This is a genomic window from Niabella ginsenosidivorans, from assembly GCF_001654455.1.
Taxonomy (GTDB): Bacteria; Bacteroidota; Bacteroidia; order Chitinophagales; family Chitinophagaceae; genus Niabella; species Niabella ginsenosidivorans.
On sequence record NZ_CP015772.1, the window covers coordinates 3,407,811 to 3,430,841 of the forward strand.

Here is a 23,031-nt window from a genome sequence, read left to right on the forward strand (position 1 = left end):
CAGGAAGCTATAAGAGTTCAAATTCCATTTTTTTATCTAACGTAAGAGTAAACGTAGTCTGCGGTTTAAATACGTAAGGAAACATATTGGTTCCGTTACCCAGCTTTGTAACATAGGCATGGTACTCCTTATTGCCCAGCACAGGGTTCTGATACGTAAAAATGATCAGCAGGCTTTTGAATTTAGGATCAAATGTTACAGCAGATGAAGTGCTGCCGGATCTGAGCGCCCCAAGATTATATACTTTACGGGTACCGGCTGTGGTATCTTTTGCAATATCCTCTTTTTTAGTGCCCGTAATACCATATACATACAGCACTTTGAAATCATAATCACTTTGATTGGAAATTTTAACTGAAGTGACTTTATCACCGGAACCAGGATCGCTATCCTTTTTACTGCACGAAAAAAGCAGTACCAGGGATATGACTGCAATTAAATAAAACGATTTTTTCATAAGGAATGATTTTGAGCTTAAAAATAATTGCCTGATAAAAATCAATGCGTGTATTGTTTCTCGTACAAAGTTGGGAAACCGGCAAAAAGAAAACAATCCCCGCAAACAGGGTATTTTTATACTACCCGGAAACGGGTAGAAAATTACAGCAATCCGTTCTCTACGGCTATTTTGATCAATGTTGCCGTATTACCGGCACCCAGCTTGCGCATCAGGTTTTTGCGATGCGTTTCTGCCGTAAGCGGGCTCATAAAAAGCAATCCGGCTATTTGTGCAGTGGTTTTACCATCGGCAATATGCAGCAGTATTTCTTTTTCCCGGCGCGTTAGCCTTGGCAATGGCGCGCCGCTGCCCTGCTGACCAGGCAGGGTAAGCTTTTCCTGGATACCGGCCCCCAGGTACATACCATTGTTGCAAACCGTATCAATAGCAGTTATCAGTTCCCCTGCGCCGGCGGTCTTGGCTATATAGCCGGATGCGCCATTCTGTATCATACGTGCTACACCGCTCCGCTCATAATGTGTACTTAATGCCAGGATCTTTATAGCAGGAAAATCTTTTTTGATCATTTTACACAATTCAAACCCATTGATCTCCGGAAGATTAATATCCAAAAAGATCACATCAACCGCGGGCTGCTTTTTTAAATAGGCAATGGCTTCTCTTCCCCTGGTGAAAGCTGCTGCAACCGTTATTCCCTCCCGGTTTTGAAACAGCGCTTTTAATCCCTCCAGCACCATAGGGTGGTCATCGATCAGCAATATATTTTTTGTTGTCATTTTTTATTTGTTCTCAGAACACCTTCTTCGTTTATGAAAAAATCTTTTGACCGGTTGTTCACGGTTACTGTAATGCGGATCGTTGTTCCCTGTCCGGGCTCAGATTCAATTACCATATCCCCATGCAAATAACTGATCCGGTTCCGCACGTTCATCAGCCCCACCCCTTCTGCCTGCTCCGGTGTGTTTTTAAAACCGACTCCGTTATCTTCAACTGTAATAAATACTTTATCTGCATCCTGCATACAATCCACTATAATTTCAGTAGCATCCGCATATTTGAGCGCATTGTTCAGCAGTTCCTGTATGATCCGGTAAATGATCAGTTGCTCATTCTGCGGCAGGCTTTTACTGATGTTACTACTGTAAAAATGAATCCCGGTTCGGCTGGACTGCAGGCTGTCGCACAGATCCCTGAGCGCTGCGTTCAGCCCGAAACGCAACAGGTTCTCCGGCATCATATTATGCGCTATACGCCTCAGCTCACTGCCCGCACCGGAAAGCTGGTGAATTACCCCGTCAATAGAACGATTCCCCTCCTGCCCATTAATGCTCTGCAACCGCAGCCGGGCACCCGTCAGCATTCCTCCCAACCCGTCATGCAGTTCTTTCGACAGGCGGCTGCGCTCTTTTTCCTGCCCTTCCAGCATGGCGTTATAAACGGCTAACTGCTTTTCGTTCTCCTTTTGTAAAAGCTGCTGCCGGGCCAGCTTTTTGCGGTTATTAAGGATCACTGCAGCACCGGCCAGCAGCAACAGGGTGATCAACAGCCCGGCCGCCAGTAATAAACTGGTAAAGCGGTTCTTATTTAAAGTAAGCTGCTGTTGCCGGGCTGTACTTTGTAACTGTAAGATCTCCTTCTCCTTTTTTTCTGCCTGGTATTTATTCACCAGGTCATTGATCTGCACCAACTGGTTGCGTTTGCTCACCGTATCGGATAAGGCCGTATACTTTTCCAGCCAGCCTAATGCCCTTTTATCATTACCGGTAGCCTTTTCAATTTCCCATAAAGTCTTATATTCTGTCAGCCGGTTCAGCGCTATTGTATCGTGCAGATCGTCATTTACTTTTTTAATGCTGTAAGCCACCTTTTTTGCATCCCCAAATTTCTGCTGCATAAACAAAAGATCATACTTTGCAAACAACACATTTACCAGGCTTGCCGTATCATTAATTTTTTTACCTGCATCCAGGGCCTGGTCGTAATTAGCAAGCGCATCGGAGAAGTGGCCGGATTCTTTTTCCCAATAGCCCAAAAAGTAAAAATATTTAAGCCAGGGGTAAGACATGGGAGTGTTTTTAAGGATGCGGTAGGCCGAATCAAAGCAGGGGCGGGCTTCCTGCAGCCTTTTCAGGCGGGTTAAACAAAAACCGAGGCGACTGAAGTCGGTGGCATAAAACGTTTCTTTTTTTTCTATATGCGTATCAAAAAGCTCTTTTTTATAATAAACGGCAGCTTTTTCATAATCATTAAAATTCAGGAAAGTAACGCCCAGATCAGAATAGATGCTTGCGATCCTGGCCTGGTTACCTGCTTTTTCAAAATAAGGCAGGGCTTTCGTTAAAGAAACAGCGGTGCTGGTTTCCAGGTTGCCCTGCCGGTCGTAAACAGCGCTGATCTGGTTCCAGATGGTGCCCAGTAATTCATTTTTCCGCTTTGCCGTATCAGTGATCGGAATATCTTTTGCTGATTGTAAAACGGCAAGGGCTGAATCCAGCAGCCGCATATTCATCAGCGCAGAGCCTTCCTCGAATTTGGCCCAGGCCATTCCAAAACCATTGCCTGAACTCCTGAAAACCCCGAATGCTTTACGGGCATACGGTAAAGCCGCACTGTCGGCCCCTTTATTCAACCGCTGGTAATAATCTGCAATACGCACCAGGGTATAACCGGCTTCATTACCGGATTGTATGGCCAGCGCACGTTTCAGGCTGTCGAGCCGCTGCGGGCTGGCCAGGGGATCCTGGCAAAGCCCGCTGACGGCACCACAGAACAGCAGGTATACAGCCAGTAAATACCTGTATGTGACAATGAAGTATCTCTGTTGTTCCTGCATTAGGTAAAAGATGGTTACTCCCCATTAATAGCAACAATCCTTCCAAACTTTTGCCAGGTATTATCTGTTTTCAATTGTCAGTTATCAGCCGTCAGCATTGAGCATCCACGCTATGGACTATATACTCCTCCTATTCGCTGCTGGCTGCTCCTGTTTCCCTGCTTCAGGCAAAATTGAGAATTGAGAGATGAGATTTGAGATGCCATCAACTACTGAGCCTGGATGATGAACCAGCCATGAACTTATGAGCCATGAACCATGCCCCCCTACACAAACAATCCCCAGTCATCAGTAAACTCATCTTTCTCAAAAGTGCCCACCCATACTTTAAATAACTCTTTAAATACATCAATCTCGGTGCGGATCAGCTCCACATACTTTTCTTCAACAGCGCCCTCAGCTCCTAATGACAATAAGGAACTGGCAACGGACTGGGCATTTTTGCGGATAATGGCAGCATTTTCCATACGCAGCACATACATACCCCCTACTTCCGAGCTTCTGATCTTTGCGCCTACTTCATAAGCGTCGCCTAAAACCATTTGCTTAAAATCGTCCGTATAGGATTTCAGGTGGGCATCATCCGAATGGAAATCATTTCCAAGCGCTCCGTTCAGCATTGTTATGATCTCCCGCCACTTCAGATAAAGTGCTTTACAGGCTTCACGGGTAGGCCGGGGCTTCCATTCCTCTCCTTCTTCATCATAGCGGCTGAATTTTTCATCATCCCAATCGGGCAAATCGGTAAGATCATCGTTACGCATGGCTGGTTAATTTAATTCTTCCTTTAAATACAAACCGGTATAGCTGTCTTTTATTTTTACCAATGCTTCCGGCGTGCCTTCAAACAGGATCCGGCCGCCACCGTCGCCGCCTTCCGGGCCTAAGTCAATAATATGATCTGCCACTTTTATGACGTCCATGTTGTGCTCAATTACCAATACGGTATTTCCTTTATCTGCCAGCTTATTCAGCACGCTCAGCAGGTGCTTGATGTCTTCAAAATGCAGCCCGGTAGTAGGCTCATCCAGTATATAAAATGTTTTCCCTGTATCTTTTTTTGAAAGCTCCGTGCTCAGCTTTACCCGCTGCGCTTCCCCCCCGCTAAGGGTTACAGCACTCTGGCCCAGGGTAATATATCCCAATCCCACATCCTGCAGGGTCTTTATTTTCCGGTAAATAGAAGGAACGGGCTGAAAGAATTCCACCGCATCATCTACCGTCATATCCAGCACATCGGAGATCGATTTTCCTTTATAACGGATTTCCAGTGTTTCCCGGTTATACCGTTTGCCATTGCATTTTTCACAGGGCACATATACATCCGGTAAAAAATTCATTTCGATCACGCGCATGCCGCCGCCTTCACAAACATCGCAGCGGCCGGTTTTTACGTTAAAGGAAAAACGGCCGGCATTATAGCCCCGGATCTTTGCTTCAGGCACGGAAGCAAACAGGGCACGTATATCCGTAAAAAATCCGCAATAAGTTGCAGGATTGCTCCGCGGGGTTCTGCCAATGGGCGACTGGTCTATTTCCACCACCTTATCAATGTGCTCCAAACCTTTAATGGACTTGTGGGGCATCGCCTGCATTTTGCTGGCCGGAAAACAATGGTTGCTTAACAGCGGGTAAAGGGTATCATTGATCAAAGTAGATTTCCCCGAGCCGCTTACCCCTGTTACCACGATCATTTTCCCCAGCGGGAATTTCACATGCACATTCCTGAGGTTATTGCCACTGGCGCCTTTCAGTTCCAGGAACTGCCCGTTGCCTTTTCGCCTTTCTTCAGGAACCGCTATTTTTAAATGCCCGTTCAGGTAACCGGAGGTAATGGTATCTAATTTCAAAATTTCTTTGGGCGTACCTTTTGCCACTATACGCCCGCCATGGTAACCCGCTTTTGGTCCTATATCAATCAGGTAGTCGGCTGCCAGCATAATGTCTTTATCATGCTCTACCACCAGCACGCTGTTCCCGATATCCCGCAGGTTTTGCAGGGACCGGATCAGCCGGTGATTGTCGCGCTGATGCAGCCCTATGGAAGGTTCATCCAGGATATAGGTAATGCCCTGCAACTGGGAGCCGATCTGCGTCGCCAGCCGGATCCGTTGAGATTCGCCACCACTAAGGGTTCTGGACGGGCGGTACAGGGTAAGATACGTCAGCCCCACATCCAAAAGGAACTGCAGCCGTTCGCGGATCTCCTTCAGAATATCCTTGGCAATAAGATTCTGTTTTTTGGTCAGGCGTTTTTCAAGCCCTTTCAGCCATAAGGCCAGCTTATCAAGGTTCAGAGAACTAAGCTCTGCAATATTCCGGTCATCGATCTTAAACCAGAGGCTTTCTTTTTTCAACCGGGATCCGTTGCATACAGGACACGGCTTTAGCCTCATAAACTGCTCTACCCACTCGCGCAGCCATTCCGTTGTCTGCGTTGAAAAAAACCATCGTTTCAGCATGGGAATAATGCCTTCATAATTTCCGGTATAGGTATCCGGAATGGAATCATCAGACCCATCCAGTTCCAGATCATGACTGGCATTGCCATCTCCATACAACAGCATATCCAGTTGTTGTTCCGGCAAACCTTCTATCGGTTTTGACAGGCTGATTTTATGCTTTTTTGCAAAACCCACTACCTGCTGATACACACTGGCATTGCGCTCTTCTCCCAAAGGTGCGATCCCCCCCTCACTGATGCTCAGCTTCCGGTTGGGCAGCACCGCATTCAGGTCAATAGCATAGGCCGTACCAATCCCTTTGCAATAGGGACAGGCACCATAAGGCGAATTAAAGGAAAAAGTGTTGGGCGATGGCTCTTCGTAACTGATACCGGTGTCTTCACACATCAGTTGCTTACTGTACTGCACCGGTTGCTCTTTTCCGTTCTCCAGTAAGAACAGCAGTTCCCTGCCCAGCCGCAGCGTTTCCTGAACGCTTTGGCTAAGGCGTGCCCTGGATGCATCATTCACTTCCAGCCGGTCTACCACCAGTTCAATGTCATGGATCTTATAACGATCCACCTGCATTTTGGGAACAAGGTCCTTTATTTCACCATCTATCCGGACTTTTAAATAGCCCTTCTTGCGCACCTCCTCAAACAGCTCGCGGTAATGCCCTTTGCGCCCACGCACCAATGGCGCCAGCAGGTTGATCTTTTTATCCCGGAAGCGCTCAAAAATATTTGCCACGATCTCCTCCTCGCTCCACTTTACCATTTTTTTTCCGGTATTGTACGAGTAGGCCTCGCCGACCCGGGCAAACAGCAACCGGAAAAAATCATACACCTCAGTGATGGTGCCAACGGTTGATCTCGGATTTTTATTGGTGGTTTTCTGCTCAATAGAAATTACAGGAGAAAGACCGCTGATCTGATCCACTTCCGGGCGTTCCATGTTCCCGATGAATTGCCGGGCATAGGCCCCAAAGGTTTCCATATAGCGGCGCTGCCCTTCAGAATAAATGGTATCAAAAGCCAGGGACGATTTTCCGCTTCCGCTGATGCCGGTGATGACCACCAGCTCATTTTTAGGAATAGCAATATCAATATTTTTCAAATTGTGCACCCGCGCGCCGGTTACCTCAATTACTTCATTTTCAGGTTTCAAGTGTATATAACGTTTGGAATTTTTCAAAAACAGAGCACAAATATACTAACACCGGATTGCTTTAGCTGATTAAATAAATCATAAGCAAAATTTAAAATATATATTTTTTATTCTCCGTTTTCTTTGTTTGGCATAATAATTTCAGTACAGAATATCAATTAATCGAAATTAAATAAAACAAAAAAGCATTTATGAAAAGAAAGTCGCTTCTTACAGTATTTTTAGCAATTGCTATAACAACTGTAACGTTTGCCCAGGTTTCCACTACTCCAGAAGTTCCAAAAAACTATAAACCACAACCTAAAGAATTACTACCTATGCCCGATTCCTTAACAGATGAGAGCATCTTTCCGGTGCTGGGAGCATTTAACCTGGCCGATAAGGCAGGAAATGCAGCACAGGTAACAATAACAAGGGACCCTGACAACAAAGGAATTATTTGGGTAAACGGACTGCCGGAAGGAAAGTTTAAAGCATTACTAAAAGGATCACCGGCTACTTATAAAATCCCCGCACAAAAAACACTGGCCAACGATGAAGCTACCGACGTTGCAATGGATGTTGCTGATACGGCAACTGCAGCAGCAAAGCCCAAAAGCAAGGTGGTAAGCGGCCGCTCCATACAGGAAGGAACATTGATCTACGATCAGGATGCCAATACTTTATATGTGAATATCGGCAATAAGTTTAATGAAGATAATCCTGCCATTGTTTTCCCTGAAATGAATGCAGGCACAGACAGCACAGCACTTGCCACAACAGAGAATACTACAAGTGCCGAACCGGTAAAAAAATCCAAAAAGGCCTCAAAAAAGCCTGTTATAAAAAGCGTTACATATACCGGGTCTAAAATAGATGCACCAACAACCCAGCCTGAGCCGGCCGAACCTGCTTCTACAGATTCAACCGGCACACAAAATTAATCCGGATCAATTTAAAATGTTAAAATACAGGGGTTGCCGGTTTTAAGGCAACCCTTTTTCTGTGAAAAGCCTCTTTTGGCAGAACCATTAACTAAAATATGTTTTGGCATATTATTTGGCAAAACATGAATACAAAACAAAACAAATGAAACAATTAAGAAATTTATCGCTTGGATTGGCTCTGACCGGTCTTACACTTGCAGGTTGCGACTCAATGAACCGTACTCAAAAAGGTGCTGTTATAGGAACCGGTGGCGGTGCTGCTATGGGTGCCGTTATAGGTAAAGCAGCCGGAAATGCCGGATTAGGGGCCATCATTGGCGCTGCCGTAGGAGGTACTGCCGGGGCACTTATCGGCAAAAAGATGGATAAACAGGCCGAAGAAATCAAACAGGAAGTACCCGGTGCCAAAGTAGAACGGGTAGGCGAAGGCATCACTGTAGAGTTCAATAGCGCTGTACTATTTGGTTTCGACCAGTCAAGCATTACTGCACAGGCACAACAAACATTAAACGAGCTGATCAAAATCTTAAATAAATACCCGGATACAGACCTGGAAATACAGGGATATACAGATAATACGGGTACTGCAAAATACAACCAGGCACTATCAGAAAGAAGGGCTTCTTCCGTTGCCAATTATTTAGGCAGTAACGGTATTGCTCTGGAGCGGATGACGACAAAAGGCTTTGGTTTGAATAATCCCAAATACAGCAATGATACGCCTGAGGGCCGCGCACAGAACCGCCGGGTAGAGTTTGTAATCTCTGCCAACGATAAAATGAAGGCCGATGCGCAAAAAGAAGCCGGCTCAGGCACAAACTAAACAACAGATAAAAGACACGAATCACTAAACCTTTAATGTTATGAAAATGAAAAATCAATTATTAAAAACCCTGGCTGTTGCAATAGCCGCCGTTACCCTTTCAGGCTCAGCTATGGCTCAGGTTGAAATCGGGATCAGGGCTGGTGCTAACTTTTCCAATGCAGCAATTAAAAGCGGAAGCAATGATTGGGACACAAAACTGCAGCCTGGCTGGCATGCCGGCTTAACGTTTGACATTCCGGTGGCTGATGAGTTTTATGTGCAGCCGGGTGCACTGTACAGTTCCAAGGGCTTTAAACTGGAAAGCAACGGTGCCGTAAATTCAGAAACAAAGTTCAATGCTTCTTATATTGAAGTGCCCGTTAACTTTCTTTACAAACCGGAGGTAGGCAACGGCAATCTTTTATTAGGTGTTGGACCTTATTTAGGCATTGGTTTAGGTGGTAAGGTAAAGGGTGATTTTTCTGCGGGCTCTTTTAGTTACAGCGATGATGCCAAATTACAGTTTGTAAATGATGCTGATGATGCAGACAACAACAAATTCCCTTATGCCAAGCCCATTGACTTTGGTGGCAATCTGCTCTTTGGCTATGAATTTGCCAACAAACTATCAGTACAACTGAATGGCCAGCTGGGGCTGATCAATGTAGCTCCTAAAAACGGATTTTACGACAAAATGAAAACCAGCCAGTTTGGTGTTTCACTGGGGTACAAATTCTAAACCTGCGGATAAGCAGCTGTAAAACCGCTTCCTTTAAGGAGCGGTTTTTTTCATATCCGGCATCGTTATCTTTGAAGTATGATCCAAAAAGGAAATACCTTCATCAGAAAAGCCATACCGCAGGAAGCTTCCTTAATTCATGAGCTGGCGCTTGACATCTGGCCCAAAGCTTTTGAAGAAATTTTATCACCGGAACAGATCCGGTATATGTTCCGCATGATGTACGCAACGGATGTGCTGAAAAAAGAAATGGAGCGGGGCGTGGAATTTTATATCCTGAATCATGAAGGAGCCGCCGCCGGTTACACGGCTATTGAACAGAAAAATGAAACGGCCTGGAAACTGCATAAGATTTATCTCTCTCAAAAACTCCATGGCAAAGGATTTGGAAAATACCAGTTACATACAATGGAGGCCATTGCCCGGAATAATGGCGCTGAATACCTGTGCCTGAATGTAAACCGCTATAATAAAGCTCTTGATTTTTACAGATCGCAGGGATATATCATTACAGGAACGGAAGATATTGATATTGGCGGCGGCTATTTTATGAATGATTATGTTATGCAAAAAAGATTATAAAGAGCCACAACAGCTGCTGAAATAAATAGCCGGTACCACTTCTCCGTTTTCACAGCAGGGGGCTAACACCGGGTATCATGCGCAGGTATTAGATCCGGGTTCTTTGCTCTGTGTATGAAGCTGCAGGCACAGCACTGGTAATAAATAAAAAGACAGGCATCCGGATCAGACAATTTTTTTTCCGGTTACGCTGTCCAAATGATTCTCTCCTTTCCGGATTTATAGCGGCATATTCTACGTGCTTAAAACTGAGATAAATTACAATTCATTAATTATCAATGAAATGCGAAGATATCAGGGTGCCAGATGCCAATCATTGGGGCTTGGGTAATTCCTCAAATTCAGGCGTCGTTTTACATTTTCCAAAAAACGGGGCAATCCTCTCAACGGCTTAAATACCAACCTGCAAACAGGTTATTCTTTAAAATAAATTTTAATTTTACAGACGCTTAATCTGGGTGCAGAACATCCAGGTGTTTTCATAAAAAAATCAATTTAAAGAATGAGCAACGCTACTACTTTGTTTGATAAGGTTTGGGACGCGCACGTGGTGCGTCATATTGATGACGGTCCGGATGTTTTGTTTATCGATCGTCATTTTATTCATGAAGTAACCAGTCCTGTAGCTTTCCTTGGACTGGAAAAAAGAGGTATTCCTGTATTGTACCCGCAGCGCACTTTTGCAACGGCTGATCACAACACCCCCACAATGCACCAGGACCAGCCGGTTAAAGACCCGCTATCCGCCAACCAACTGGCAGCGCTTTCCAGCAATGCGGCTAAATGGGGCATCTCTTTATGGGCATTGGGCAGTCCCAAGAACGGGATCGTGCACGTAGTAGGCCCGGAGAACGGTATTACACAACCCGGGATGACTATTGTTTGCGGCGACTCCCACACTTCCACCCATGGTGCTTTTGGCTGTATTGCCTTTGGCATTGGCACTTCAGAGGTAGAAATGGTGCTTTCTTCCCAATGCATTATGCAGCCCAAGCCCAAGAAAATGCGTATTACCATTAATGGCAAACTGGGTAAAGGCGTATTACCCAAAGACGTAGCCCTTTATATGATCTCCCGGATCACTGCCAGCGGCGCTACCGGTTATTTTGTGGAGTATGCCGGTGAAGTTTTTGAAAACATGAGCATGGAAGGCCGCATGACGGTTTGCAATATGTCTATTGAAATGGGCGCCCGCGGCGGTATGATCGCCCCGGACCAAACCACTTTTGATTATGTAAACGGCAAAGAAAAAGCGCCCAAAGGCGAAGCCTGGGACAAGGCGCTTGCCTACTGGAAAACCTTAAAAACAGACGAAGACGCTGTATTTGATAAAGAATTACATTTTGATGCAGCTGATATTGAGCCGCAGATCACTTACGGTACCAACCCGGGTCTGGGAACGGGCATTACCCATCAGATACCCAAAGCATCTGAAGTAAAGGACGGTGAGGCTTCCTATAAAAAATCACTGGCCTATATGGATTTTGAGGAAGGCCAGCCCTTAATTGGTAAAAAGATCGATTATGTGTTCCTCGGCAGCTGTACCAATGGCCGCATTGAAGACTTCCGTGCCTTTGCCTCCATTGTAAAAGGCAAGAAAAAGGCAGACAATATCACCGCATGGCTGGTGCCCGGCTCACATATTGTAGAAGAACAGATCAAGGCGGAAGGCATTCTGGATATTTTAAATGAGGCAGGCTTTGAATTACGGCAGCCGGGCTGTTCCGCCTGTCTGGCTATGAATGAAGACAAAATACCCGCCGGCAAATACGCGGTAAGCACCAGCAACCGCAATTTTGAAGGCCGCCAGGGGCCCGGCGCCCGTACACTGCTGGCCAGCCCTTATGTAGCGGCTGCCGTTGCTGTAACCGGGGTAGTAACCGACCCGCGTGAACTGATGACCGAAGGAGCTATGGCATAGCATGGTTCACCGGTAAAATCCGGTGCTATAATAAATAAAGATAAAAATCTGAAATCTAAAATCTTATCCTGATCCTGATAGCTATCGGGACTCAAATCTCAAAACCTGAATTCTAAAATGGCATACGATAAATTTACAGTGCTCACTTCTACAGCAGTTCCCTTACCCATTGAGAACGTGGATACCGACCAGATCATTCCGGCCCGGTTCCTGAAAGCTACCGAACGCAAAGGCTTTGGCGACAACCTGTTCCGCGACTGGCGGTATAACAGTGACGATACTCCCAAAAAGGATTTCGTTTTAAACAATCCCATCTACTCCGGGAAGATCCTGGTAGGAGGTAAAAATTTTGGCAGCGGCAGCAGCCGTGAGCATGCCGCCTGGGCGATTTACGATTACGGGTTCCGGTGCGTGGTGTCCAGTTTCTTTGCAGACATCTTTAAAGGCAATTCCCTGAACATTGGCCTGCTGCCCGTTACGGTAAGTGAAACCTTTCTCGACAAGATCTTCAAAGCCATTGAAGCCGATCCTAAAACTGAAATTGAGGTAAACCTTCCGGAGCAGACCATTACGATTCTGGCTACCGGCGACCAGGAAAGCTTCGACATTAACGGTTATAAAAAGCACAATATGCTGAACGGGTTTGATGATATTGATTATCTTCAGTCAGCAAAAGAAGACATTAAAGCATTTGCCGAAAAAAGTTTGTATTAGACCTGCTGCTATTTTTTATTAAGATCTTTTAACAATAGTGCCCACCCTGGCGAAGCAAAATATATTATTGTTGATCCTTTGTCAGGCCCAGGATGACTTCCGGAAGAAATGAAACAACGATATATTGAAATAATGGATACCACCCTGCGCGATGGAGAGCAGACCAGCGGGGTATCCTTTTCAGCATCAGAAAAATTAACGATCGCACAGCTCCTTTTAACCGAAGTAAAAGCAGATCGTATAGAGATCGCTTCGGCACGGGTTTCGGAAGGCGAATTTCAAGCCGTAAAGCGCATTACCGGCTGGGGCAGCCAGAACGGGCATTTGCAGAAGATCGAAGTGCTCACTTTTGTAGACGGTGATACCTCCATCAACTGGGTGGAAAAGGCCGGTGCCAGGGTAATGAACATCCTTACAAAAGGTTCATTAAATCACCTCACGCACCAGTTAAAAAAAACACCGGACCAGCATTTTAAGGACATCGCTGCCGTTATCAAAAAGGCACAGAAAAAAGACATTGATTGCAATGTGTACCTCGAAGACTGGAGTAACGGTATGCGCCATTCAAAAGAGTACGTGTTTCAATACATCGATTTTTTGAGCCGGCAACCGGTAAAAAGAATTATGCTGCCGGATACTTTAGGCGTTCTCACTCCTTCTGAATCCTATACCTTTCTTTCGGAAATTACCCAAAAATACCCGCAGCTGCATTTTGATTTTCATGGGCACAACGATTATGACCTGGGGGTGGCCAACGCGCTGGAAGCTGTTAAGGCAGGCATCAGCGGCCTGCACCTTACTATTAACGGTATGGGTGAGCGGGCCGGAAACACGCCGCTGGCAAGCATTATAGCCGTACTGAACGATTTTCAAAAGGATGTAAAGACATCCGTAAACGAAAAAGCCCTTTATAAAATAAGTAAGCTGGTAGAAGCCTTTTCAGGCTTCCGTGTTTCACCAAACAAACCTATTGTTGGCGAAAATGTATTTACCCAAACAGCAGGGATTCACGCTGATGGCGATAAAAAGAAAAACCTTTATTACAATGACCTGATGCCGGAGCGGTTTGGCCGCAAACGGAAATATGCACTGGGTAAGACCTCCGGAAAGGCCAATATTGAAAACAACCTGGCGCAACTGGGCATACAACTGGGCAATGAGGATCTTAAAAAAGTAACCCAGCGCATCATTGAACTGGGAGATAAAAAAGAAACGGTTACGCAGGACGATCTGCCTTTTATCATATCAGACGTGCTGGACAGCAATACCACGCATGAAAAAGTGCTGGTAGAGAATTATGTGCTTACGCATTCCAAAAACATGCGGCCTTCCACAACCATCCGTATAAAATTTGAAGACGGTGTGGTGGAAGAGAACGCCCAGGGCGATGGCCAGTATGATGCATTTATGAATGCATTGCGGAAAATATATGCACAGAAAAAACTGCCGCTTGCAAAATTGGTGGATTATATTGTACGCATCCCGCCGGGAGGTAAATCAGACGCATTGTGCGAAACAATCATTACCTGGAACTTTGATGGGCGCGAGTTTAGCACCACCGGGCTGGACAGCGACCAAACGGTAGCTGCGATCAAAGCCACACAAAAAATGCTGAACCTGATATGAAACCATTAAATTGGAAAACGTTTTGAAAATAGCCGGAAACCTGAAATATTTTATACCGCTTTTTATTTTACTGTCTGTAGACCTGTTCCTGATCATCATGGATCTGATCAATTTTTACCATCCCTTTCCGGACCCGAAAATATTCGACATTGGCCTGAACGAAAGCTATGCAGAGACTTATCAGAATTTTAAGTGGATCTTAATGATCATCGCCCTGCTGATGCTGGCCCTGTTCCGGAAAGAAAAGCGCTATTTTACGTGGATACTGGTGTTCATAGTGCTCTTCCTGGAAGATGTGTTTAGGGTGCATGATGTGATGGCCAATGCACTGTGCAGTGCGTTTCAGTTAGACAGCCAGCGAAGCGAAAAGATCATAGAACTGGTTTTAGCCCTCTTTCTCGGTATTGTTTTTCTGACACCGGTTTACCGGGCATACAAAAGCGGTGATGCTACTTTCAGAAAATATTCGAAAGCAACTTTTATACTTTTATTATTATTTTTATTTTGCGCCGTTATATTGGACCAGGTGCACAGGTTATCAGTAGTTGAATACAACTGGAAATACAATGCGGCATTTGGTATGTTTGAAGATGGCGGGGAACTGATTACCGAGAGTTGCTTAACGGGCTACCTCTTATCAATAGCGTTTAAACAGCAGGCATCAATTTAAATTTGTAAAAAGCAAATGACATGGGGCCGGTATATGCAGGGGAAACAGCAATAACAGGCGCACACTTTGTTAATAACGGATCGGAGAATCAATCGGACAAAGTACATACCGGAACAACAGCCTATAATTTAAAGAAGATCTTCTTCTTATAAAGAAAATAACATAGCCCCCATTCCAGGACAAAGATGCAAAGCGATGAAATAATGGCTTTGGGCATTTCCGGCACATATGCCAGTTGCATAAGACCACCGCTTAAAGCAGTGATATATTCATTAAACCAGCGGTGGCCTACAATTTCGAAAAACAAATAAATAAAAATAGAGTTCATGCCAACTACCAGGAAAAACTGCAGGTGCTTCCTGTGATTCCGGATATCGATCCACCAGTAACAAAACGCCAGCCCCAATAAACACCATCCCAATGAAGCCAGTGTAAAAGAAGAGGTGGCTATACGCTTTATGATAGGCGTAATGCCGGCAGCATCAAGCCCATATCCAAGGGTCAGGCAAATAATACCCCAAACCAGGAGCGGTTTTATTTTACTGGCTTTGCTGCTTAAAAATAATTTCCCTGCCAAAGCACCGGCAATCGTATGCACTGCTGTGGGAATGCAGTTAATAGCCACCCAACCGTCCGGGTTTATTTTATTCATCAGCAGCAGGTCTGCATAATTTCCGAAATTGTGCTGATTGGTAAACGGCTGATCAAAACCGGGAATACCGGTAAACCGGTATAAGATTTCCGTTGCCAGCAAAAGGAAAACACAAACTATGATTTGTGTGGTTACGCGCCATTGAAAGATCAAAAAAGCAACCAGTGTTGTAAACGACAGCTGGGTAAGCACATCCCACAGTTCAAAGGATAAACCTGTTTTCCGGACGGCATAATCCAATACGCCCCAAAAGAACAGCCAGGCACTGCGCCGTAATGTCTTTTTCAAAGACCGGTTCCAGCTATAACCCAGTTCTTGTTGTTTTTTGAGCGAATAAGCCATCGCAACACCGGCCATAAACATAAAGCCCGGCTGAATAAGGTCCCAGAAATGCAGGCCATGCCAGGGATGGTGAAAAAACTGCTGCATAAAACCCTGAAACCAGCTCCCGGCCGATGCATCGGATAAGTGCTCATATAAACCGGTACTTTCCAACGCCAGTAATACCATAATGAATCCACGCATAAAATCAAGAGAAAGTAATCGGGGCGATGACTGTTGCATAGGTTAAATATACTTCATTTCTTTATCAGACATAGATTTTCAAACAGAGGTAAAAGACCTGTTTTTTACAGAGTATGTTACTGAACAGGAATGCAGCGGGATAAAAGCAAAAGGTATTTTACAATATACAGCTCTTAGCCGGGACGCTGTAAGGCCGCATTATAGTTTTTTTTAAAAAACAGGTACGCTTCCTTATCTTAGGGGCCTGCTGAAATGACATTTTAAAAAATTTCTAATAAAGCAGGCCATTCAACTAAAATCAAAAAAATTTACGAATGAAAAAAAATATTCTCATTGTTCCCGGGGATGGCATCGGACAGGAAGTAACTGCCGTTGGTAAAAAAGTGCTGGATAAAATTGCCGCAAAATACGGCCATGACTTTTCTTATGATGAAGCATTGATCGGTCATGCAGCCATAGAAGCAACCGGCGCCCCCCTTCCGGACGAAAGCCTGGAAAAAATGAAACAATCAGATGCCGTATTGTTTGGCGCTGTAGGCCATCCCAAATATGATAATGATCCTTCCGCCAAAGTACGGCCGGAACAGGGATTATTAAAGATGCGCAAAGAGCTGGGGCTGTATGCCAATCTGCGGCCTATAAAGCTATTTGATGAGCTGTTAAGCGCTTCCAGCATCAAGCCGGAAATTCTGAAAGGCGCAGACATACTCTTTTTCCGTGAACTGACCGGTGATATCTATTTTGGGGAAAAAGGCCGTAAAGATAACGGGGATACGGCTTTTGACATTGCCCAATACAGCCGTTTTGAAGTAGAGCGCATTGCACGCAAAGCATTTGAAGCCGCCCGCACCCGCAGAAAAAAGCTTTGCTCTGTGGATAAGGCGAATGTTCTGGAAACAAGCCGCCTCTGGAGGGAAGTAGTGCAGCAGGTGGCCAAAGATTATCCGGATGTGGAAGTAGAATATCAATTTGTTGATGCAATTGCCATGCTGCTGATCAAAGATCCGAAAAAGTTTGATGTGATCGTTACTGCCAACCTGTTTGGCGACATCCTTACCGATGAAGCCTCACAGATAGCAGGCTCTATGGGCATGCTGGCCTCTGCCTCTATTGGCGATGGCACCGGTGTTTATGAGCCCATACACGGGTCTGCGCACGACATCACTGGGAAGGGAATTGCCAATCCGATGGCCTCTGTCCTGTCAGCCGCGCTGCTGCTGGATATCTCATTCGGTTTGAAAGCAGAAAGTGAAGATGTAATCAACGCAGTAGACCAGGTCTTAAAAGCGGGCTTCCGTACCGGCGACATTGCAGATGCAACCACTCCTAAAGACAAAATATTGGGCACAGAGGCAATCGGGGAAGAATTATTAAGCAGGATATAAATTGCTATACCTGCTTTTTAACCAAAAAGGCTGTCTATTGCAGCATGCTGTTCTGTCTGCCGGTTGGCGGATCAGCATATATTGGCAAGCAACCGCTGTTTCAGATGCTGCAATACCCGTCCGACCAGGGTCATTCGGGCGGGAATTCAGCATGACAAAAGGGGCTTTTGGTCAGCCCCTAAATCTAACCTAAAGCAATGGTCAGAAAAAACATTGTCATTCGTCATATTGGTTTTACCCCTGTTCTATACTAAGCTTTAGCAGGCACCAATCAGGTTGCAGTTTTGATGTTTATCGTCATTCCATCGTACCACCGCACATTTCATTGGTGCTTTTACCTTTAAGCCGTATCTGAATCACCCGGTCGTCAGCGCCCTCATTTACATGATATTGCTGCCCATCGGCAGGTATGATTGCCACGCGCCATACATCATCGCTAAATACACCGGAACCACCCGGATCTCCGGTAGACTCAATAAAGTGGTGCCAATTAACAGGTAGTTACCATCCGGAGAAGAGGTTGGATAGGCTTCTTCATCCGTGCTTTGGCTTACCAACTTAAAACGTTACCGCCCTGAAATAATCCATCTGCAGAGTAGTGCCGCGGTCGGCTATAAAGCCTGCCAGATCCAGTGCCCCCTCGCTTGTGGCCGGCATGCTGTGCACTTCTTTATCATTAATGAAAAAATGCAGGGTGCCCGTGGTTAATGTTATTCTTAGTTTATTAAAAGAGTCCGTCTTAATAGCACTGCTGAGCGTCCAGCTCACGTATTCTGTATAGCTGTCCTGATCGCCATTCGGATACCCGTATATTTCAAATTTTCCATTATAGGAAATTACAAACCCGAACTCATAATAATTATTATTGCTGATCTTCTTCAGGTTCCATAACAAGCCTCCGCTACCCCATCCATCGTTCCCCGTTTGTGCTGTTTTTATGGATGCCTCAATGGCTGACCTGGCCGGAGTTCCCGTAAAAACAGGATTCTCCAGCCAGCTGCCATAGGAGCCCGTTGAGCTGTTGCGGAATGTATAATAGCCGTCACTGATTGATAATACAATGCCGTTAGATGGCGTACCGGTTCCCCATTTCCCGTCATTACTGCTAAAATCTGTTTCATACAAAACAGTTTCTTTAGGTTTTACGTCACTCTTTTTGCAGGCAGTAAAAACAATAACTGTCAGGAGCAGAAAGAAAAAAATGTTCTTTTTCATATTTGTTTAGTTTGTAAGTTTTGAGATGTGTGAGCTGTCAGCTATCAATCCCGATCAGGATCAGTTATCAGTTGTCAACGATCAGCATTGCAAGTGCAGCACCCATGAACGATGAACCCTCAACCAATACAATAATGCGAAATGTAATCATCCGGTCGCTACCCTGTTCACTTCCTACTTCCTGATCCATGGACTATTGCCCCACTCGCCACTTGTTACTCCCTACTTCTCCTAACAAGCATCCGAATAAACTATGGGGCCATCGGTCATAAGCAAGATCCAGTCTTATCCTACCGTTCTCTTCCAAACCGTTTTTGCATTTCGCCTACAATCTTTCTCACCGTAGCCTGTGCCGTATTAAAACCATTGGTGCCATTAGGATTTGCCCTATATTCCCTGGACTGCCACAGCGTTTCACCGGAAGGATCCTCAATAGACGCAGCAGCACGAACGGTTACTCCGCCCCAGGACCAGGCCGTCATACCACGGTGTGTTTGTACATTCAGATCCAGTACCAGGTCAGCCTCTTTTTTGGAGCGGACCACTTTCCAATATCCCCATTCCTCCAGTTGGCGGATCATTTCATCCTTTACCGTACCTGCATGCTCCTGTTTGTTAACGGAACTCACATAAATTTTACTCCCCTGTTGCAGGAACTGTTGTCCTTTAATGGTATTACCAATAACCAGCAGGGTTATCAATAAGACCACGGTTCTTAATCCTTTCATTTTGTATCCGTTTAAAAAGTTATCGCATACGGGTCAGCCCGGCTTCAGTGATCTGTATTTTTCTCAGATCCAGTCGATTCTGTCGTAAAAAACGCTCGTAAACAGCATCTGAATCTGCCTGCATTTGCTTTTTATTTCCTCCTTTGCGGGATGCTTCATAAGGCTCATTGGCAAAAATGAGGTCATAGATCATATACTCAGCGGCTTCCTGCTTTTTGCGTGCACTCCATCCCCTCATGTCCAGGTTCATGGCTGTTTGTGCCTGTGCCGCCTTTATCTGCCAGGCAGCAGGGTCCGCGCTCCTGCCGTTGGCGATCCGCCACATGCCCAGCATATAAGCAGCAAAGGCATCCGCATAATTGTGCTGTACATCCAGTCCCGCTGCTTTCAGGTATTTTACATAAGCAGGGAACGGGTTGTCCCGGGTCAATGCCTTTTCCAGTTCCCTGCCGGGCACTGGATTTTTCCTTTTAAGGTTGTCAATGATCGATTGCCTTACAGAAGCTGATACCTGCCCCTGCGGAGTAAACAGGAAATCGCCGGAGGCAGCGCTCCGTTTGGGTGTGCTGGATGCCGTTTCGCTCAGGTTCCGGTTTCTGTTATCCCGTTCCAGGTTTTCCATAGCCATATTACTATAGATATTGCTCTGGATGGTCATAAACTGGGTCTGGCTTTGAAGGAACAATAACTGGTCAGAAAATACCTGTGCCGGTACTGTGAGGCCGGCAAGCAGGAGGCTGCACATTAAAACGGCTATACAACAAAAATGGTTTCCCCGCGCTTTCATATTGCTGGTTTATTTACTGAACAATTATTTTTCGGATCTCAATTTTGGATGGGTTAAATCCTGGTGCTAAATTCCTTTCAAAAATGTCGAAAAACAATCGGCAAAAACCTTCATTTTTTATATCCATGAAAACCGTTAGATGAAATACAGGAATTCAGGGATTGGAAGGTTGGCCAATAACATCGATTTTTGTTACTTATAAAAGCAGTCATTGAACCGGTTAAAGAACAGAAACAGCTCCTGTGCCGCCAAGATCTCCGCGTTGCTCTTAACGCTGCTGATCATGCTGCCGGCTTATAGTCAGCCTATTGAGCCGGTCACTCTCCAACTGGACAGCCTGCAGCACCTGTTGGAAAAGGCATCGAGTGATACGGCAAAAGCAACCCTCCTGTACCAGATGGGCGATGAATGGTCCCTGGCCGATACAACAAAAGCACTACAACTGGTACGCAAAGGGCTGCTGCTGGCCGGTAACCATCCTTTTTATACAGGCCTCGGTTATTTTTACATCGGCAGGGTTTATATGGATCATGATCTTTTACCGGCCGAAAAAGCATTCCTGCAATCGAATACCTATTTTGAAAAGGTGCATACTCCCCAATCCTGGTCCTACCAAAGCCGCTGCTGGGCGAACCTGGCCAACATCAACCAACGCCAGAACAATGAAAAATCATATATCGACCTGCTGTTAAACAAGGCAATACCCCTTGCTATAAAAGCGGGCGACAACCTTCGCACTGCCAGGTACTATATGAATGTAGGCATTCCCTTTATGGAAGACCGTAATACACAAAAGGCAATTTCTTATTTTCTGAGATCAAACGATATACTGAAAAAAAGTGATCCGGGCAGTGTGCAGTTTGCAGAAAACTATACCCTTTGCGCAAAAACCTATCTGTATGCCCATAATCTAAATGCAGCCAAAGCCTATTTAGACAGTGCTCACAACATCCTCCGGGGAAAACCGCTCTCTGTTGAACAGCTATCCTACTATTCCATAGAGAGCATGTACTATATTGATAAAAAGGATCTTGAAAAAGCGTCAAAAAGCATCGGCAAGGGCCTGGATATTGCCAACCAGCTGCATGACAACATCGGCATCAGGGACCTGTTATATCAGAAAGCCAGGATCTATGATGAACAAAAAAATTACAAAAAGGTAAAAAGCACGCTCTTCCAGATCCTTTACGGAAAATTTATAATAACGGATGGAGACAGGAAGCAGCTCTATCATGATATTGCAGCCACCGAAGCCAATATGGGGCATATGGACAGTGCCTATAACTGGCTGCTGCAATACAGTGCACTGGCGGATAGCATCAGCAAAAAAGAGGCCGAGAAACAGATTGCTACTTTTGAAGCAAAATTCAATTATACAGAAAAGGAAAAAGAATTGCTGGTGATCAGTAACCGCGCCAGGATCCAGCGCCTAATTATGTGGATGAGCATCGGGGGCCTCCTTGTGGTATCACTACTGTCCGCTCACCTGTACCGCTTAAGAAAAACCAAAGCCGAGCAGGAAGTACGATCATTGGAACAGCAGCAGCAAATAGCATTAACAGCCGCATTGCTACAGGGTGAGGAAAAAGAGCGCGTGCGGCTGGCACGTGATCTGCATGACGGCTTAGGCGGAATGCTGGCGGGGGTAAAGATCAACCTGACCAATGCCATACAGGATCATACATCCGAAGAGCTCAATAAAGTGATCGGCCAGCTGGACGGATCCGTAACAGAGCTGCGCCGTATAGCGCGCAATATGATGCCGGAAGCATTGCTGCGCTCCGGCCTGGAAACAGCCCTGGCTGATCTTTGCCAGTCTGTTTCCACCGAAAAACTGCGGATCGATTTCAGCTTTATGAACATCAGCCCGCACATTCCTATGCAGGAGCAGATCATCATTTACCGCATCATACAGGAACTGCTGGCCAATATCGTAAAACATTCTCTTGCATCCGAAGCGTTTATACAATGCAGCCAGAACGGAACGCTATTTTATATTACAGCAGAAGATAACGGTAAAGGCATCAACCAGACCCTGCCGGCCGGCCGGCGCGGCATCGGGCTCGACAATATTCAAAGCCGGGTCGATTTCCTGGAAGGAAAAATGGACTTCAGTTCCCAACCCGGAAGAGGCACTGTGACCAACATTGAAATAAAAGTACATGACGGCAAATAAACTATCTGTGATCATTGTAGAAGACCATTCCATTATTGTGGAAGGGCTCAGCAGCATTTTGAACAATGCAGCCGGGCTGGAGCTTACCGGTACTTTCCTGAACGCAGAAGATGCCCTGGAATTTCTGCAAACAAACCGGGCAGACGTTGTATTGCTCGACATCAGCCTGCCGGAAATGTCCGGCATTGAACTTTGCCAGCTTCTTAAGAAACAGGACAGGAACATAAAGATCATCGCCCTCACTAACCATACGGAAAAAAGTGTGATACAGGAAATGCTGCAAAACGGGGCCGATGGCTATCTTTTAAAAAACACTTCCAAGCAGGATCTGGTAACGGCTATTGCCCAGGTAATGAACAACCAGTTCACCATGCAGTCGGAATTGCAGCAGATCCTTTTCAGCCAGGCACCTAAAGACAAAGAGATCCCGCGGCTTACCACGCGTGAAAAGGAAATATTACAACTGGTAAGCCAGGGAATTACCACCAGCGCTATTGCAGCACAACTATTCATCAGCCCCCAGACCGTTGAAACGCACCGGCGCAACCTGATGCAAAAATTTGAAGTGAACAATTCTGCAGCGCTTATCAAAAAAGCAACAGAAAAAGGATTGCTGTAAAGGGAGCACTATGAGCATTGAGAATCAGTACCGGACCGGAACCAGGATTTGAAGCCT

At 45.5% G+C, this 23,031-nt stretch carries 21 protein-coding genes; 11 read left to right on the forward strand and 10 right to left on the reverse strand.

Annotated elements, in window-relative coordinates; translation table 11 throughout:
- Positions 1–7: 7 nt before the first annotated feature.
- From A8C56_RS14200 to uvrA, 5 genes are all read right to left on the reverse strand, one after another.
- Positions 8–457, reverse strand: coding sequence for a hypothetical protein (locus tag A8C56_RS14200; RefSeq protein ID WP_157097988.1), 450 nt, complete (start codon positions 455–457; stop codon positions 8–10).
- Between the two features lie 143 nt (positions 458–600).
- A complete protein-coding gene (locus tag A8C56_RS14205) occupies positions 601–1,236 on the reverse strand; it encodes a response regulator transcription factor (protein ID WP_067757282.1) in 636 nt (211 codons plus the stop codon).
- Positions 1,233–3,293 (reverse strand): tetratricopeptide repeat-containing sensor histidine kinase, encoded by a 2,061-nt coding sequence (locus tag A8C56_RS14210; protein ID WP_067757285.1) that lies wholly within the window; start codon positions 3,291–3,293, stop codon positions 1,233–1,235. Before A8C56_RS14210 ends, A8C56_RS14205 begins: the two co-directional genes overlap by 4 nt.
- A 266-nt stretch (positions 3,294–3,559) precedes the next feature.
- Complete coding sequence (locus tag A8C56_RS14215; RefSeq protein WP_067757287.1) at positions 3,560–4,057, reverse strand: hypothetical protein; 498 nt, start codon at positions 4,055–4,057, stop codon at positions 3,560–3,562.
- A gap of 6 nt (positions 4,058–4,063) precedes the next feature.
- Positions 4,064–6,904, reverse strand: coding sequence for an excinuclease ABC subunit UvrA (uvrA, locus tag A8C56_RS14220; protein ID WP_067762055.1), 2,841 nt, complete (start codon positions 6,902–6,904; stop codon positions 4,064–4,066).
- 191 nt (positions 6,905–7,095) lie between these two features.
- On the opposite strand from uvrA, the gene A8C56_RS14225 reads away from it, so the two are divergent.
- The 8 genes from A8C56_RS14225 (at position 7,096) to A8C56_RS14260 (ending at position 14,887) form a co-directional block, all read left to right on the forward strand.
- Entirely contained in the window at positions 7,096–7,827 is a 732-nt protein-coding gene (locus A8C56_RS14225; RefSeq protein ID WP_067757289.1) for a hypothetical protein, read from the forward strand.
- A 145-nt stretch (positions 7,828–7,972) separates the two neighbouring features.
- Positions 7,973–8,653, forward strand: a complete 681-nt coding sequence (locus A8C56_RS14230) for an OmpA family protein (RefSeq protein WP_067762059.1) — start codon at positions 7,973–7,975, stop codon at positions 8,651–8,653.
- A gap of 40 nt (positions 8,654–8,693) precedes the next feature.
- Complete coding sequence (locus A8C56_RS14235; protein ID WP_067757292.1) at positions 8,694–9,374, forward strand: porin family protein; 681 nt, start codon at positions 8,694–8,696, stop codon at positions 9,372–9,374.
- 78 nt (positions 9,375–9,452) lie between these two features.
- Positions 9,453–9,956 (forward strand): GNAT family N-acetyltransferase, encoded by a 504-nt coding sequence (locus A8C56_RS14240; RefSeq protein ID WP_067757294.1) that lies wholly within the window; start codon positions 9,453–9,455, stop codon positions 9,954–9,956.
- A gap of 502 nt (positions 9,957–10,458) precedes the next feature.
- Positions 10,459–11,877, forward strand: coding sequence for a 3-isopropylmalate dehydratase large subunit (gene leuC, locus A8C56_RS14245; RefSeq protein WP_067757296.1), 1,419 nt, complete (start codon positions 10,459–10,461; stop codon positions 11,875–11,877).
- 117 nt (positions 11,878–11,994) lie between these two features.
- A complete protein-coding gene (leuD, locus tag A8C56_RS14250; protein WP_067757299.1) occupies positions 11,995–12,591 on the forward strand; it encodes a 3-isopropylmalate dehydratase small subunit in 597 nt (198 codons plus the stop codon).
- 108 nt (positions 12,592–12,699) lie between these two features.
- Entirely contained in the window at positions 12,700–14,217 is a 1,518-nt protein-coding gene (locus A8C56_RS14255) for an alpha-isopropylmalate synthase regulatory domain-containing protein (protein ID WP_067757302.1), read from the forward strand.
- Between the two features lie 22 nt (positions 14,218–14,239).
- On the forward strand, positions 14,240–14,887 hold the full coding sequence (locus A8C56_RS14260) for a hypothetical protein (protein WP_157097989.1): 648 nt from the start codon (positions 14,240–14,242) through the stop codon (positions 14,885–14,887).
- A gap of 121 nt (positions 14,888–15,008) precedes the next feature.
- On the opposite strand, the gene A8C56_RS14265 is transcribed toward A8C56_RS14260, so the two are convergent.
- Positions 15,009–16,103: an acyltransferase family protein gene (locus A8C56_RS14265; protein ID WP_067757307.1), complete on the reverse strand. Its 1,095-nt coding sequence runs from the start codon at positions 16,101–16,103 to the stop codon at positions 15,009–15,011.
- 275 nt (positions 16,104–16,378) lie between these two features.
- Between A8C56_RS14265 and leuB the strand changes: the two genes are divergently transcribed.
- On the forward strand, positions 16,379–17,449 hold the full coding sequence (gene leuB, locus A8C56_RS14270) for a 3-isopropylmalate dehydrogenase (protein ID WP_067757309.1): 1,071 nt from the start codon (positions 16,379–16,381) through the stop codon (positions 17,447–17,449).
- Between the two features lie 380 nt (positions 17,450–17,829).
- Here leuB and A8C56_RS24690 read toward each other — a convergent pair whose 3' ends face one another.
- The 4 genes from A8C56_RS24690 to A8C56_RS14285 form a co-directional block, all read right to left on the reverse strand.
- On the reverse strand, positions 17,830–18,006 hold the full coding sequence (locus A8C56_RS24690) for a hypothetical protein (RefSeq protein ID WP_169818785.1): 177 nt from the start codon (positions 18,004–18,006) through the stop codon (positions 17,830–17,832).
- Position 18,007: 1 nt separating this feature from the next.
- A complete protein-coding gene (locus tag A8C56_RS14275) occupies positions 18,008–18,664 on the reverse strand; it encodes a hypothetical protein (RefSeq protein WP_067757311.1) in 657 nt (218 codons plus the stop codon).
- Between the two features lie 290 nt (positions 18,665–18,954).
- Positions 18,955–19,392 carry a hypothetical protein gene (locus A8C56_RS14280; protein WP_067757314.1) on the reverse strand — a complete coding sequence of 146 codons (438 nt, stop codon included), beginning with the start codon at positions 19,390–19,392 and terminating at the stop codon, positions 18,955–18,957.
- Between the two features lie 19 nt (positions 19,393–19,411).
- Positions 19,412–20,179, reverse strand: a complete 768-nt coding sequence (locus A8C56_RS14285) for a hypothetical protein (protein WP_157097990.1) — start codon at positions 20,177–20,179, stop codon at positions 19,412–19,414.
- 211 nt (positions 20,180–20,390) lie between these two features.
- Here A8C56_RS14285 and A8C56_RS14290 point away from each other — a divergent pair, with 211 nt between their 5' ends.
- Together A8C56_RS14290 and A8C56_RS14295 are read left to right on the forward strand one after the other, a co-directional pair.
- Positions 20,391–22,355: a tetratricopeptide repeat-containing sensor histidine kinase gene (locus tag A8C56_RS14290; protein ID WP_157097991.1), complete on the forward strand. Its 1,965-nt coding sequence runs from the start codon at positions 20,391–20,393 to the stop codon at positions 22,353–22,355.
- The gene (locus A8C56_RS14295; RefSeq protein ID WP_067757321.1) at positions 22,342–22,974 is read left to right on the forward strand and encodes a response regulator; all 633 of its coding nucleotides are present in this window, start codon (positions 22,342–22,344) and stop codon (positions 22,972–22,974) included. The genes A8C56_RS14290 and A8C56_RS14295 overlap by 14 nt, the downstream gene beginning before the upstream one ends.
- The last annotated feature ends 57 nt before the right edge of the window (positions 22,975–23,031 follow it).

Coding starts and splice junctions, on each gene's coding strand:
- A8C56_RS14280 (WP_067757314.1), bottom strand. CDS start 19,392: ATGAAAGGATTAAGAACCGTGGTCTTATTGATAACCCTGCTGGTTATT.
- A8C56_RS14200 (WP_157097988.1), bottom strand. CDS start 457: ATGAAAAAATCGTTTTATTTAATTGCAGTCATATCCCTGGTACTGCTT.
- A8C56_RS14265 (WP_067757307.1), bottom strand. CDS start 16,103: ATGCAACAGTCATCGCCCCGATTACTTTCTCTTGATTTTATGCGTGGA.
- A8C56_RS14225 (WP_067757289.1), top strand. CDS start 7,096: ATGAAAAGAAAGTCGCTTCTTACAGTATTTTTAGCAATTGCTATAACA.
- A8C56_RS14275 (WP_067757311.1), bottom strand. CDS start 18,664: ATGAAAAAGAACATTTTTTTCTTTCTGCTCCTGACAGTTATTGTTTTT.
- A8C56_RS14210 (WP_067757285.1), bottom strand. CDS start 3,293: ATGCAGGAACAACAGAGATACTTCATTGTCACATACAGGTATTTACTG.
- A8C56_RS14240 (WP_067757294.1), top strand. CDS start 9,453: ATGATCCAAAAAGGAAATACCTTCATCAGAAAAGCCATACCGCAGGAA.
- A8C56_RS14205 (WP_067757282.1), bottom strand. CDS start 1,236: ATGACAACAAAAAATATATTGCTGATCGATGACCACCCTATGGTGCTG.
- A8C56_RS14255 (WP_067757302.1), top strand. CDS start 12,700: ATGAAACAACGATATATTGAAATAATGGATACCACCCTGCGCGATGGA.
- leuD (WP_067757299.1), top strand. CDS start 11,995: ATGGCATACGATAAATTTACAGTGCTCACTTCTACAGCAGTTCCCTTA.
- leuB (WP_067757309.1), top strand. CDS start 16,379: ATGAAAAAAAATATTCTCATTGTTCCCGGGGATGGCATCGGACAGGAA.
- A8C56_RS14215 (WP_067757287.1), bottom strand. CDS start 4,057: ATGCGTAACGATGATCTTACCGATTTGCCCGATTGGGATGATGAAAAA.
- A8C56_RS14295 (WP_067757321.1), top strand. CDS start 22,342: ATGACGGCAAATAAACTATCTGTGATCATTGTAGAAGACCATTCCATT.
- A8C56_RS14285 (WP_157097990.1), bottom strand. CDS start 20,179: ATGAAAGCGCGGGGAAACCATTTTTGTTGTATAGCCGTTTTAATGTGC.
- leuC (WP_067757296.1), top strand. CDS start 10,459: ATGAGCAACGCTACTACTTTGTTTGATAAGGTTTGGGACGCGCACGTG.
- A8C56_RS14230 (WP_067762059.1), top strand. CDS start 7,973: ATGAAACAATTAAGAAATTTATCGCTTGGATTGGCTCTGACCGGTCTT.
- A8C56_RS14235 (WP_067757292.1), top strand. CDS start 8,694: ATGAAAATGAAAAATCAATTATTAAAAACCCTGGCTGTTGCAATAGCC.